11 protein-coding genes are annotated in these 13,457 nt (G+C 41.8%); 6 read left to right on the top strand and 5 right to left on the bottom strand.

Going from position 1 to position 13,457, the window contains the following annotated elements; translation table 11 throughout:
* The first annotated feature begins 189 nt into the window (after positions 1 to 189).
* The 6 genes from QZ574_RS00300 (at position 190) to QZ574_RS00275 (ending at position 6,083) form a co-directional block, all read left to right on the top strand.
* Entirely contained in the window at positions 190 to 1,194 is a 1,005-nt protein-coding gene (locus QZ574_RS00300) for an SRPBCC family protein (protein WP_297085528.1), read from the top strand.
* Positions 1,195 to 1,262: 68 nt separating this feature from the next.
* On the top strand, positions 1,263 to 2,120 hold the full coding sequence (locus tag QZ574_RS00295) for a M23 family metallopeptidase (RefSeq protein ID WP_297085525.1): 858 nt from the start codon (positions 1,263 to 1,265) through the stop codon (positions 2,118 to 2,120).
* 2 nt (positions 2,121 to 2,122) lie between these two features.
* Positions 2,123 to 3,283 carry a 1-deoxy-D-xylulose-5-phosphate reductoisomerase gene (locus QZ574_RS00290; protein WP_297085523.1) on the top strand — a complete coding sequence of 387 codons (1,161 nt, stop codon included), beginning with the start codon at positions 2,123 to 2,125 and terminating at the stop codon, positions 3,281 to 3,283.
* A gap of 10 nt (positions 3,284 to 3,293) precedes the next feature.
* Complete coding sequence (rseP, locus tag QZ574_RS00285) at positions 3,294 to 4,634, top strand: RIP metalloprotease RseP (RefSeq protein WP_297085521.1); 1,341 nt, start codon at positions 3,294 to 3,296, stop codon at positions 4,632 to 4,634.
* A 45-nt stretch (positions 4,635 to 4,679) separates the two neighbouring features.
* Positions 4,680 to 4,880 carry a twin-arginine translocase TatA/TatE family subunit gene (gene tatA / locus QZ574_RS00280; protein ID WP_297085518.1) on the top strand — a complete coding sequence of 67 codons (201 nt, stop codon included), beginning with the start codon at positions 4,680 to 4,682 and terminating at the stop codon, positions 4,878 to 4,880.
* A 159-nt stretch (positions 4,881 to 5,039) separates the two neighbouring features.
* Positions 5,040 to 6,083: a DUF4837 family protein gene (locus tag QZ574_RS00275; RefSeq protein ID WP_297085516.1), complete on the top strand. Its 1,044-nt coding sequence runs from the start codon at positions 5,040 to 5,042 to the stop codon at positions 6,081 to 6,083.
* An 84-nt stretch (positions 6,084 to 6,167) separates the two neighbouring features.
* Here the strand turns inward: QZ574_RS00275 and metF are convergent, their stop codons facing one another.
* The 5 genes from metF to QZ574_RS00250 form a co-directional block, all read right to left on the bottom strand.
* Positions 6,168 to 7,121, bottom strand: coding sequence for a methylenetetrahydrofolate reductase [NAD(P)H] (metF, locus tag QZ574_RS00270; protein WP_297085514.1), 954 nt, complete (start codon positions 7,119 to 7,121; stop codon positions 6,168 to 6,170).
* Between the two features lie 156 nt (positions 7,122 to 7,277).
* Positions 7,278 to 10,946, bottom strand: a complete 3,669-nt coding sequence (gene metH, locus QZ574_RS00265; protein WP_297085512.1) for a methionine synthase — start codon at positions 10,944 to 10,946, stop codon at positions 7,278 to 7,280.
* A 76-nt stretch (positions 10,947 to 11,022) separates the two neighbouring features.
* On the bottom strand, positions 11,023 to 11,775 hold the full coding sequence (locus tag QZ574_RS00260; RefSeq protein ID WP_297085510.1) for a UPF0280 family protein: 753 nt from the start codon (positions 11,773 to 11,775) through the stop codon (positions 11,023 to 11,025).
* A 12-nt stretch (positions 11,776 to 11,787) separates the two neighbouring features.
* A complete protein-coding gene (locus QZ574_RS00255) occupies positions 11,788 to 12,198 on the bottom strand; it encodes an NIL domain-containing protein (protein ID WP_297085509.1) in 411 nt (136 codons plus the stop codon).
* Entirely contained in the window at positions 12,191 to 13,354 is a 1,164-nt protein-coding gene (locus tag QZ574_RS00250; RefSeq protein WP_297085507.1) for a homocysteine biosynthesis protein, read from the bottom strand. Before QZ574_RS00250 ends, QZ574_RS00255 begins: the two co-directional genes overlap by 8 nt.
* Positions 13,355 to 13,457 lie beyond the last annotated feature (103 nt).

Raw genomic sequence — 13,457 nt, 5'->3', positions numbered from 1 at the left:
CAACGTGATTTTTATCTCATTTGTTCAGGCGAAGGTTTCAGAAGAAAGTCGCTTGAATCTACTTTTTTAATCGCTTTGCCGGTGTGTTTTTTACTTTCATGTAAAATCCTTAGGCATGGTTTTAACATTTGTATTTGATTGCTTGTTTGAATTACACGATAAATGTTATATTGAAATAAAAATTTAAAAATGAGTCGTTACCTGAGAATTATTATGTGGGTGTTGTTTTTGGCAGCACTGTTTGTAGCAATTGCTTATTTTTTGCCCGGAACCGTTGTGGTTGAGCGTAGTACCGTTATTCAGGCATCGCCAAAAACTGTTTACGCACAAATTGTTGATTTGCATCAATGGAATAAATGGTCGAGGTGGAATCAATTGGACACTACCATGAAGGTGGAGTATAAAAATTATGGAGTTGGACAAGGCGCCGGCTACAGCTGGGAAAGCCAAAATAAAAATGTGGGAAGTGGAGCCATCGAAATTACTAAGGCCAAACCTTTTGAAAGCATTGAGTTGAGCTTAAACTTTATGCAACAGGGAAATGCATTGAGTAATTTTGTGCTAACATCAAAAAACGACAGCACTTTGTTGCAATGGACCCTTTCTTACGATGTAGGTAATAACCCCTTTGCCCGTTGGTTTGGATTAATGATGCCTAAATATATTGGTGCCGATTTTGAGTATGGATTAACCCGAATTAAAGCCTTAAGCCAGGCAATTGAAGAGGCTCAGGATTATGTTGTGCTTCTGCAAGAAACACAGGCCATAAATTACGCAGGTATACGCGAAACGGTTCCGTTTATTGAAATTAGCCTGAAAATGGGTGAAATGTATGGCGAAATCAGCGGCTTTCTGGCAAGTAAGCAGCTTGAGATGACGGGAATGCCATTTGCCATGTATCATTTAATGAATGAAGAAGACATTGATTTGGAATGCGGAATACCGATAGCCGAAGTGGTAGAAGGGAACAACAAGGTTATGACTGCCAGTTTGCCTGCCTTAACTTGTGCAACAGTTGACTATTACGGCGACTACACTAATTTGCAGGATGGCCATGCTGCGATACAAAAATGGATGGAAGCACATGGCTTCGCCCTATCCGGTGCACCCCTGGAGTTTTATATCACCGATCCCGGGCAGGAACCCGATCCGGAGAAATGGTTAACGCGAATATGCTACCCGGTTGAGCAATAACACTTGGTTAAAAATACCTAAACAACAGGGCTATGTCTCAATTCTTTCTAAATTTGTAGCGCTTAAAAATGTTTAGGGTGGAAGAAAAGAAGTTTTTTGATAAACTAAAAAATCAATACCGGTTAATAATTTATAACGATACAACTTTTCAGTCGGTTTGGAGCATGAAGCTTTCGCGACTGAAAGTGTTTACGGTTACCAGTTTAACATCGGCAGTTCTGGTAATTCTGGTAATTTTATTGATTGCCACAACCGGTTTGCGCGAGTATATTCCGGGTTACCCCAAGGCCGAGTATCGACAAATGTTGGTGAGAAATGCCCTGGTGGTTGATTCTTTAGAGCAGGAACTTGCCAAACGCGACCAGTTCTTTAAAGGAATACAGGCAATAATGTCGGGTGAAGTTCCTGAAGATGACCTATCGGCAACTACAGAAATTAGTAACGATGAGGTTGAATTTAAAGCGTATAATCACGATTCGGTTTTTCAGGATAAATTATTAGCCGAACAACTTAGTCTTTCTATTCAAAATAATAATTCAGGCGTTACCCAATTGAGCCAGATTCATTTTTTTGTTCCGGTAAAGGGTATTGTTTCGCAACATTTTAAAAATACACCCGACCACTTTGGTATTGATTTGGTGAGCGAACCCAATGCGCGCATCTCGTCGGTGCTTGATGGTACGGTAATTTTTGCCGGGTGGACATTGGAAACCGGATATGTTGCTTATATTCAGCATGAAAGCAATCTGGTGTCGGTTTATAAACATAATGCTGAGTTACTAAAAAAGACAGGACAAGGCGTGCGGGCCGGCGAAGCAATAGCTATAATCGGTAACACCGGAGAGCTAACTAGCGGACCACACTTGCATTTTGAATTGTGGCACGATGGAAGAGCGCTTGACCCTGAACAGTACATTGATTTTTGAAAATGAAAAAAAGAATAGCAATTCTCGGGTCAACAGGATCAATCGGAACCCAGGCACTTGAGGTGATCGAACAAAATCCGGAATTATTTGAAGTTGAGGTTTTAACGGCCAATAACAGTGTTGAGCTGCTGATTAAACAGGCAATAAAATTTCAACCCAATGTGGTGGTAATTGCCAATAAGGGCAACTATCGGCTGGTTTCGGATGCACTTGAGGACGAAGATATTAAAGTTTACGCCGGAGAGGAAGCATTAAACCAGGTGGTTGAAATGGATACCATTGATTTGGTGCTTACTGCCATGGTAGGCTATTCGGGGCTTATTCCAACCTATAATGCAGTTAAAGCCGGGAAAAAAATTGCCCTTGCCAACAAAGAAACCCTGGTTGTTGCCGGTGAAATAATTACCCGTGCTGCACGCGAGAAGGGTGTTGATTTACTGCCTGTAGACTCCGAACACTCAGCTATTTTTCAGTGTTTGGTGGGCGAATTTATGAACCCGATAGAGAAAATATACCTTACCTGTTCGGGTGGACCCTTCAGGGGAAAAAGCTTTGACGAACTGCAACACGTAACTGTTGACGATGCCCTTGCACATCCCAATTGGGACATGGGAGCCAAAATTACCATCGATTCAGCAACGCTCATGAATAAAGGCTTTGAGGTAATTGAAGCTCACTGGTTGTTTGGTTTACCGGCATCAAAAATTGATGTAATTGTACATCCGGAATCAATTATTCACTCCATTGTGCAGTTTGAAGATGGGTCGATGAAAGCCCAAATGGGACTGCCCGATATGAAGCTGCCCATTCAATATGCAATGGGATTTCCCAACCGAATTCAGAATAACTTCCCACGTTTCAACTTTTTAGACTACCCAAGCTTAAATTTTGAGCAGCCAAATACAGAAATTTTTCGTAACCTTGCACTCTCTTTTGCCGCAATGGAGAAAGGTGGTAATTTGCCATGTGTTCTTAATGCAGCAAACGAGATTGTGGTAGAGGCTTTTCTGAAAAGAAAAATAAACTTTTTGCAGATGCCCGTAATTATTGAAAAAGCCATGGATAAGGTTGCGTTTATTGAAAAACCCGGCCTGAATGATTTAATTGAAACAAACAACGAAACAAGAACACTAACATCGTTGTTAACAGAAAACAAAATTTAGAGAAGATTGAATGGAGTCGATATTAATTAAAACAGCACAATTACTTTTAAGTTTATCCATATTGGTGGTTCTGCACGAGGCAGGTCACTTTATGTTTGCCCGACTTTTTAGAACCCGCGTAGAAAAATTCTACCTCTTTTTTAATCCCTGGTTCTCGTTATTTAAAATACAAAAAGGCGAAACCGAATACGGAATTGGCTGGTTACCATTGGGTGGCTATGTAAAAATCTCGGGAATGATAGATGAGTCGATGGACAAGGAGGCGATGAAGTTGCCACCAAAAGATTATGAGTTCAGGGCAAAACCGGCCTGGCAGCGTTTGCTTATCATGCTGGGTGGCGTTTTAATGAATTTTATTTTTGCCATGGTAATTTACATTGGTGTTTTATATGCCTGGGGCGAGCAATACCTGCCCACCGAAAATGTAAAATACGGCATTGTTGTTAACGAGGTTGGCGAGCAAATTGGCTTTAAAACAGGCGATAAAATTCTTACTGTCGATAATCAGTACATCGAGCAGTTTAATAAAATTGTACCAACCATTGTGTTAGATGGTGCAAAAACGGTGCAGGTGGAACGCAACGGGGAAAAAACAGAGGTTGAAATTACCGGCGAAGATCTGGCGCTTTTACTAAAAAGTAAGGGTATTTGGGAAGAACGAATTCCGTATGATATACAGATTGGGCGTTTGGCAAAAGATATGCCGGCTGTTAATGCCGGGTTTGAAGTAGGCGATGTGCTTGGAGCAGTTGACGGCAAGGCTTTTGATTATTACGACCAGTTTACGGCTTACCTCGAATCGAATGTAAACCAGGAAGTAACATTTGAAATTACCCGTAACGGACAAGCAATGACTAAAAGTGTTACCGTTAACGAAGATGGTAAAATTGGTTTTAACCCGGCATTTAATAACCCGGAAGGCTTGTTCGAATATAAAACCATAAAATACGGTTTCTTTGAGTCTATTCCGGCAGGTATAAACCGTGGTGTTCAAACCACCGGAAATTACCTGAAACAGTTTAAGCTATTCTTTAAAAAAGAAACAAAAGCATACGAATCATTAGGTGGTTTTGCCACTATCGGGAATATATTTGCACCAACCTGGGATTGGGCACATTTCTGGAACATGACGGCCTTTATCTCCATCATCCTGGCCATTATGAACCTGCTGCCAATACCAGCATTAGATGGCGGACATGTAATGTTTTTATTCGGCGAAATGATTACCGGCCGGAAACCCGGAGAAAAATTTCTGGAATATGCACAAATTGCCGGAATGGTATTACTTTTGGCCTTAGTACTTTATGCAAATGCCAACGATATAATAAAAATGATTAACGGCACATTTTAAGTAAAAAAAACTATTTTTGTTTTTGAACCAATTAACTTATTTGATATGAATTTATTTGTTGTAGCAGGATTTATCGGACCTCAGGAAATAATTATCATTTTAATTATTGTTTTACTTCTTTTTGGTGGACGTAAAATTCCGGAATTAATGAAAGGCCTTGGAAAAGGAATGAAAGAATTTAAAAATGCCACAAAAGAAGACGAGGCGGAAGATAAAAAATCGGATACCGGAAAAATTGAAAGTTAATTAATATCGTACCAGATATTACAAATCCCGTTCTGTAATGCAGCGACGGGATTTTTTGTACTACCTCAGGCTGGTTATTGCTTTGGGTAATTTGTTTTATTGCAATATGGTAAGGTTTTTGTTGATGGTGCGGAAAATCCAAAAAAAAAAGCTGATAATATGAAAACATTTAACCACCTCGTTTTACTAGTTTTTGCTGCCACAATTCTGTTGTCGTGCGGAGCCGATTCAACTCAAATGTATACCAACATTACCGGAAAAGCCGGAGAAATGGTGGTCATTGTTTCGAAAGAATCGTGGGAGGCTGAGCCCGGAAAAATTATGCGCGAAACACTGGCACAGTCTCATGCCGGATTACCACAGGATGAACCGATGTTCGACTTGATTGATATCCCTCATGCCGCATTTAAAGATATTTTTAAAACCGCACGAAACATTGTACGCACCAGTATATCTGCAAATACTGAAAAATCGGGAATAAGTTTTACCGATGACGTATGGGCTTATCCGCAGGCAACCGTACTTATTACTGCAAAAACTGCCGACGAGTTTGTGCAGATTTTTGAGGAAAACAAGGATAAAATCTTATCGTATTTTGTTGCTGCCGAGAAAGAACGCATTACAATGAATTACCGAAAGGTATACGAAAAAGCTGTATTCAATACTCTAAATACAGAACTGGGAATAACCATGCAGGTTCCTCCGGGATTTAGAATAATGGAAAAACAAAAAGATTTTATTTGGGTGCAGTATGATACGCCCGACATTATTCAGGGAATTGTTGTATACACCTACCCTTATGTTTCGGATAGTGCATTTACTGTTGATTATCAGTTGCCAATACGCGACAGTTTATTAAAAAAATATGTTCCTGGTCCAACCGAAGGCAGTTATATGACAACCGAAAAACGTATCGACCAGATATTTAATGTGTTGAAACACAACGGAAATTACGCTGCCGAAATGCGTGGCCTTTGGCGGGTTGAAAATGATTTTATGGGAGGGCCTTACATTGCCCTTTCAGAGTTGGATGCCTCAAACCAACGCGTTATTAATGCCTTTGGCTTTGTTTATGCGCCCAGCAAAGACAAACGTAATTTTTTGCGCCAGGTAGAAGCGATGATTTATTCGCTTAAACAAAATAACCAGGCCGATAACGACAAATTGAATCAGCAAGATGTTGAAATACAGGTAGAAGGATAAATTGGATTCCTTCTTCCGGAATAAAAAAATAAGGCTGGAAAATGAAAACTTCCAGCCTAATTTTTTACTTGTATTGTTTGTGCTTTAAAACGCAGCCTTAATAATTTCGCTTACATTGTCGGAAATACCGTAGGTGTAAATGTGCAACGAAGGAACATTGTTGGCCACCAAATCTTTCGATTGATAAATGGCCCACTCGGTACCAACACGTCTGGCATCGTCGTTATTTTTGCACTTTGCCAGTTCTTTTGATAAATCTTGTGGCAGGTCGATACTGAAAATTTTAGGCAGCACAGTAAGCTGGTTTTTCAGGTTAATGGGTTTAATACCCGGAATAATGGGAACGGTAATTCCCATTTCGCGGCACCTGTTTACAAAGTTGTAGTATACCTGGTTATCAAAAAACATTTGCGTTACAATATAATCGGCACCCTCATCCACTTTTTGTTTCAGGTAAAGCATGTCCTGCTCCATGTTAGGCGATTCGAAATGCTTTTCAGGATAAGCTGCAACTCCAATGCAGAAGTCAAGTGGCGAGTTGTTTTTCAGGTCCTCTTCCAGGTATTTTCCTTTGCCCAGGTCTTTAATCTGCTTAACCAGCTCGTTGGCATTGGCATTTCCTCCCGGTGTAGGCTGAAAAACATGTTGTCCTTTTAATCCGTCACCACGCAGGGCCAAAACATTGTTGATCCCCAGAAAATTAAGGTCGATTAAAACGTGTTCTGTTTCGCTGCGAGTAAAGCCACCACATAAAATATGAGGCACCACGGGTATTCCGTACTTGTGCTGTATGGCTGCAGCAACGGCAACTGTTCCCGGGCGTTTACGAACCGTACGTTTTTCGATTTTACCGTTGGGAAGTTCCTTGAACTCCACCTCGTCGCGGTGGGTGGTAATGTTAATGTATTTCGGATCAAATTCGGTTAAACTCTCGATGGTACGGTGTAAACGCGATACATCGTTTCCTTTTAATGGCGGAAGCAACTCAAAAGAGAATACCGTTTTTTTTGCCTGGTTTATGGTATCAATAACTTTCATCTGTAGTCTGTTTTACAACAACAAATTTAACAAATTCGAACCTGTTCGTTGGTTTGGCCGTATAAATACCGCTTCAATCCGTGTTTTTTTAATGAATTGATATAATTTACGCCGGGCATACAGGGTTCGATACTCTGTTTAATGCTTGTTTTGGCTTTATTTATAATTCAGGTTAATGGATAAAAACTTCTCAACAAATTCAATCGATTCATTTTTTCGGTTGGCATAATCTTCCACCTGGTCTTTACCCACCTTTTCGAGGCTAAAATACCTCGACTCGGGGTGCACAAAATATTGCCCCGAAACAGAAGCATTGGGATACATGGCAAAATGTTCGGTTAGCGAAATGCCAATTTCCTCTGCCTTAATTAATTTAAAAAGGTTTTCTTTTTCAGAGTGTTCAGGGCAAGCCGGGTAACCCAGTGCCGGGCGAATACCCTGGTATTTTATTTTCAGCATTTCTTCCAGCGAAAGTTGCTCGTCCGGAACATAGCCCCAGTAATTCTTTCGAATTTCAAAATGCAGCAGCTCGGCAAAAGCTTCGCTTAACCTATCGGCCAGGGCTTCAACCATAATGGCTTTGTAATCGTTGTTTTCTTCGCGGAACTTTTTGGTCCATTTTTCAATGCCAATGCCTGCTGTGGTGGCAAACCCTCCACAGTAATCTACTTTGCCCGATTCTTTTGGGGCAACAAAATCGGATAAGCAAAAATTGGCTACACCTTGCTTTTTCTTCTCTTGCTGACGAAGGTGGTAGAAACGCCCGATTTCTTGTTGGCAGGCTTCATCACCGAAAAGCACAACGTCGTCGCCATCAGCCAGAGCCGGCCAAATTCCGAATGCGGCATTAGCCTGCAGCATTTTCTTTTCAATTATTTCATCCAAAAACTCATTGGCCTCTTTAAACAGTTTTTTGGCTTCTTCGCCCTGTTTTTCGTCTGCTAAAATTTGCGGATAATGGCCTTTTAATCCCCAGGTAATAAAAAAGAAAGTCCAATCAATATAGTTTCTCAACTCCTCAAGCGGAAAATCGATTAAGTGCTTAACTCCTGTGAAATTTGGTTTATAAATAGGTGTATTGTTCCAATCAATTTTGAACTTATTTGAACGAGCCTCGGCAAGTGTTAAGTATGCTTTTTCCTTTCGTTTTCCCTGAAACGCTCTGATTTGTTCATACTCCGCATCAAGGTTTTTGATAAACGATTCGTTTTTTGCTACCAGGTTGGCAACCACATTAACAGCCAGCGATGCATCTTTTACATGAACCACCGGAGCTGAATATTCGGGTGCAATTTTTACTGCCGTATGAATTTTCGAGGTGGTTGCCCCGCCAATCATCACCGGAATAGTCATTTTTCGGCGTTCCATTTCTTTGGCAATGTCAACCATAATTTCCAGCGAAGGGGTAATTAATCCACTCAATCCAATAACGTCTACCTCATTTTTAATGGCTTCATCAAGTATTTTTTCGGTGGGTACCATCACGCCCAAATCAATAATCTCGTAGTTGTTACAGGCTAAAACTACCCCAACAATATTTTTCCCAATGTCGTGCACATCGCCTTTTACAGTAGCCATCAGCACTTTTTTCTGCGAAGTACTGTTTTTATATTTTGCTTTATCGGCTTCAATATATGGCAGCAGATAGGCTACCGCTTTTTTCATTACCCGTGCCGATTTAATTACCTGTGGCAGAAACATTTTTCCGGAGCCAAAAAGTTCGCCAACCACATTCATGCCGTCCATTAGCGGACCTTCAATAATGGTTAATGCAGGCGAGTATTTTTCAATAGCTTCAGCCATATCCTGGTCGACAAACTCGGGAAGGCCTTTTACCAGCGAATGTTCAATGCGTTTTTCTAGCGTAAGTTCTCGCCATTGGTCTTTTATCTCCTCTTTTTTTGCTGATGATTTCAGGTTTTCGGCAAACTCGAGTAAACGTTCGGTAGCGTCGGGTTTGCGGTTTAGTACCAGGTCTTCAATTTTTTCAAGCAGGTCTTTCGGTATTTCATCGTAAATTTGAAGCATTCCGGGGTTTACAATTCCCATATCCAGTCCGGCATTTATGGCATGAAAAAGGAAAACCGAATGCATAGCCTCGCGTACCACATTGTTACCGCGAAATGCAAACGAAACATTACTTACTCCGGCGCTAACCTTTGCAAGGGGCAGGTTTTGTTTTATCCATTTTACCGATTCGATAAATGAAACCGCATAAGCGTTGTGCTCTTCAATACCGGTGCCAATGGTAAGTACGTTGGGGTCGAAAATAATATCTTGTGCAGGCAGTTTTACCTGCTCGGTAAGTATTTTGTAGGCGCGGCTACAAATTTCTTTGCGTCGTTCAGTATTGTCGGCCTGGCCTTTTTCGTCAAAAGCCATAACGATAACTGCTGCACCGTAACGTTTAATTTTTTGTGCCTGTTCAATAAAAACTGCTTCGCCTTCTTTTAAACTAATGGAGTTTACAATGGCTTTTCCCTGCAAGCATTTCAACCCGGCTTCAATTACATGCCATTTTGATGAATCGATCATTATCGGAAGTCGGGCGATATCGGGCTCGGCCATTATCAGGTTAAGGAAGGTTACCATTTCTTTTTCGGCGTCCAGCATGGCGTCATCCATATTTACGTCGATTACCTGTGCTCCGCTTTCAACCTGGTTGCGGGCAATTGACAGCGCTTCTTCGTATTTTTCTTCGCTGATTAAACGGGCAAATTTACGCGATCCGGCTACATTACAACGTTCACCAATATTCAGAAAGTTGGTATTTTCAGTGATAGTAACCGGCTCTAATCCACTAAGTTTAGTGTAGGTGGATGCCTGTTGAATGTGATGTGGTGCTGCTTTGCTTGCCATATCGGCAAAGGCTTTTATGTGTGCCGGTGTGGTGCCGCAACAACCTCCAATAATATTTACATAGTTATTGTCGAGATAGTGTTTAATGTGCCCGGCCATAATTTCCGGTGTTTCGTCGTACTCGCCAAATTGGTTGGGCAGGCCGGCATTGGGGTGTGCACTGATATGAAAAGGTGCTTTTCCGGCCAGTTCTTTGATGTAGGGCTCTAAATCGGTAGCACCCAGCGAACAGTTTAAACCAATACTTAACAGGTTGATGTGAGAAACTGAATTCAGAAAGGCCTCTAAGGTTTGTCCCGACAGTGTGCGTCCGCTGGCGTCGGTAATGGTTCCCGATATCATTACCGGAATGTTTTCGCCTCTTGCTTCCAACACTTCTTCAATGGCAAAAATGGCGGCTTTGCTGTTAAGTGTGTCAAAAATAGTTTCAATCAGAAACAGGTCGGCACCACCATCCAGCAAGGCCTCGGCTTGTTCGCGGTAAGCATTTTTTACTTCGTCGAAAGTAATGGCCCGGTAGCCGGGGTCGTTTACATCGGGCGATAGGGACAGTGTTTTGTTGGTAGGCCCAATTGATCCGGCAACAAAACGCGGTTTGGCAGGGTTTGCCTCGGTATATTTATCGGCTAGCTCGCGGCCTATTGCTGCCGATGCTTTATTCATTTCATAAACGTAGGCTTCGGTGTTGTAGTCGGCCTGCGAAATACTTGTAGCATTAAAGGTATTGGTGCAAATTATATCGGCACCGGCTTTTAGGTATTCTTCGTGAATTTCGGCAATCACATCAGGGCGGGTAAGCGAAAGCATGTCGTTATTACCTTTTTGGTCGTCAGCGTGATTTTTCAACAGTTCTCCCCGGTAATCGTTCTCCTCCAGTTTATAGCCCTGAATGAGTGATCCCATTGCACCATCCAATACCAAAACCCTTTTCTCTAATTCTTTACGTATGTCTTTTTTTAAACTCATTTTTCTCTCTTTCAATTTCTTCGTAACTGTTGTTTTGTCTGATCTTCCCTTGAGGTGACTCAGGGGGCCTTTCCTTTCATTTCAATATTCGTATTTCGTTCTCCCCCTTAATCCCGATTTTGTCTTCGCAAATAATAAGCAAGGACTGTATAGCAGAGTAATTTTCGGCTTGTTTAATCACTTTCTCCACATGGTCGGGCGTTTTAACTTTGTTGCCCAGTGCAGTTGCCAACGCATCGGCAAGCAGTATGTCGTTGCAAACTACTACTACAGCATCCGCTTTTCCGTAACTTAACGACGGGCCAACAGTTCCGGCTGATGTGCAAATGCCAAAGCTTCCTTCACCCGCTGAAATTACCAATCCTATTCGTTCGGAAAGAATGGACTCACCGGCAAAAACAGAAAGAACCAGTTCCTTTTCCAATAGCAGGTAAATATCTCCACCGTTTTCAACTAACAGCTCTTTCACGGAAAAGTTTTTACAAATTTCTTCGCCAATTTTGCGTGCAAACAATCCTGCCACCGCCGACATAGGGCCAATGCCGGCCTGTTCGGCTGCAAGCGCCATCTCTTTTGCTTCGGTTGGTGCAAATTCTGATGGTTGAAAGGGCTTTAGGCTTTTTTTGAAAAACGGTTCTTTTTCAATGTAGGTATCAAAAGTTTGGCGCAGGGCCTGTAATTTCGCCAAGGCAACAACCTGCATTTCTTCTTTGTACGACTCGGGATCAACCCCAATCCAAAGGTCGGTTTCCAGATGTTTTATCTCGAAGCCTTTAAAGCGCTCGGTATTAAATTGGCTGCGGTATGTTCGTTCTTCAAAAAGCTTCATAGCTTACAGTTGTTAACGGAAATCAATTTCAAAAAGGTTTAGCGGGCATGCCGGAATACAAAGTTCGCAAACCACGCATTTGCTTTTGTCGAATTCCAGTTTCCACGATTCTTTGTTCATTGTAAGGGCCCCGGCAAAACAAACGGCAGAGCAGTTGCCGCAGTCGATACATTTTTCCTCTTTCCAGCGAATACGCTTATCGAGCGATTCGCAGGTGATTTTATGGCTTTTAATGTATTCAACACCTTGTTCGATGTTTTCTTTTTTACCCTGCAGTTCAAGCAACAGGCTTCCGCGTTTTCCGGGGTATACCTCCGCCTTCAGAATATTTATTCTGATGTCGTAATCTTTAACCAAATGGTAGGTAAATGCTTTATCGCCGCTTTGCGGAGGGAAATTCAGGATGTATCTTTTCTTAATCATTGTCGGCCTCCGTTTCAATTAATTGATTTAACGAGGTGTTGCCCGGGAACATTTGCACCGGTTTACTTATTTCAAATTGTCCGTTCTGCAACCATTTTTTTAGTTCATCGGCAATTTTACGTGCCTTTTTTAGGCTGGCTACCGGGGCGGTTCTGATTTTTTTCCCTTTTACCTTTATAAAGCCCGATTGTAGCTGTTCGTAGGTTACCTGAGCCAGTTTTGGGGTGCCATTTGTTCCATAATCTAATACCGAAGTTTCAATCTGGCTGTTGTTGATTGACACCCGTTTGGCAATATCAGTATTTAAAACAGGAATGGGTATGCCAATGCCAACAAACATGCTTACGCCATATTTCTCGTAGGATGCTGCCTGAATGTAATCGGCCGACATTTCTTTTAGGTTACCCATAACGGCAATGGTGGCTGCGTTGGTTACGGGAACTCCCAAATCGTTTTTTGGGCGTGTGGTATGAAACTGCGTTCCCGGCCATACCACAAAGCCTTGTGTGCCTCCCAAAAATATACGTGTACCCAGACCAATGGTTTTAAAATCAGGGTCGTTTAATAAAGGGCTTAACTCGCCCGAAGTGGAATAAGTGGCATTGCGTAAATTCGGAAGCAGTGTTCCCATGTAGGTGTGTTTTATTGTTGGGGTGGTGTTTACTGCCACGTTATAATTCTGATAGGCATTGCGCGGATTAAAAAGTGTAAACTCGTTAATGGAGTTAATGTTAATGGTGGTTTTTATGTGCTTTCGCGGATAACAATCGGTTCCTTTGGCCCAGGCTTCCAAAACCACATCTTTGCCTTCAAGCAGGTCCTGAATAACATGAGCACCACCATAATCCGGGTTGTCGGGATTGCAGGCAGTTGCGCCGATGTAGGAATCAACCGCAGCAAGTCCTTCGTAGCAGGGTACCCCGTTTAACCTTATTTTTTCCATGCGTATTGGCGGGTTAGCATGGCCAAAATTAATGATTGCCCCCGACGAACACATGGCTCCGAAGGTGGCCGTTGTTACTACGTCTACCTGTTCAACAATTTCTTCTGGCGATAGTTTTTTTGCCAGTTGTGCAACTTCTTCGGCAGTTAAAACAACTGCTTTTCCTGCCTTCAGCTTCTGATTAATTTCTTCGTAAGATTTTTCTTTTGGCATAATATATCAAGCGTGGCAAATTTTTCATTGCCCAAAAACGAATTCCGGGCATGGTTTTGCCTTTTAAAAATTCAACTAAAAAACGGTTTTGGTATGCGGTTAT

Source organism: uncultured Draconibacterium sp. (assembly GCF_913063105.1).
In the GTDB taxonomy this organism is placed as follows: Bacteria; Bacteroidota; Bacteroidia; order Bacteroidales; family Prolixibacteraceae; genus Draconibacterium.
This window is presented reverse-complemented; position numbering and strand designations above follow the sequence as displayed.

Coding starts and splice junctions, on each gene's coding strand:
- QZ574_RS00300 (WP_297085528.1), top strand. CDS start 190: ATGAGTCGTTACCTGAGAATTATTATGTGGGTGTTGTTTTTGGCAGCA.
- QZ574_RS00295 (WP_297085525.1), top strand. CDS start 1,263: ATGTTTAGGGTGGAAGAAAAGAAGTTTTTTGATAAACTAAAAAATCAA.
- QZ574_RS00290 (WP_297085523.1), top strand. CDS start 2,123: ATGAAAAAAAGAATAGCAATTCTCGGGTCAACAGGATCAATCGGAACC.
- rseP (WP_297085521.1), top strand. CDS start 3,294: ATGGAGTCGATATTAATTAAAACAGCACAATTACTTTTAAGTTTATCC.
- tatA (WP_297085518.1), top strand. CDS start 4,680: ATGAATTTATTTGTTGTAGCAGGATTTATCGGACCTCAGGAAATAATT.
- QZ574_RS00275 (WP_297085516.1), top strand. CDS start 5,040: ATGAAAACATTTAACCACCTCGTTTTACTAGTTTTTGCTGCCACAATT.
- metF (WP_297085514.1), bottom strand. CDS start 7,121: ATGAAAGTTATTGATACCATAAACCAGGCAAAAAAAACGGTATTCTCT.
- metH (WP_297085512.1), bottom strand. CDS start 10,946: ATGAGTTTAAAAAAAGACATACGTAAAGAATTAGAGAAAAGGGTTTTG.
- QZ574_RS00260 (WP_297085510.1), bottom strand. CDS start 11,775: ATGAAGCTTTTTGAAGAACGAACATACCGCAGCCAATTTAATACCGAG.
- QZ574_RS00255 (WP_297085509.1), bottom strand. CDS start 12,198: ATGATTAAGAAAAGATACATCCTGAATTTCCCTCCGCAAAGCGGCGAT.
- QZ574_RS00250 (WP_297085507.1), bottom strand. CDS start 13,354: ATGCCAAAAGAAAAATCTTACGAAGAAATTAATCAGAAGCTGAAGGCA.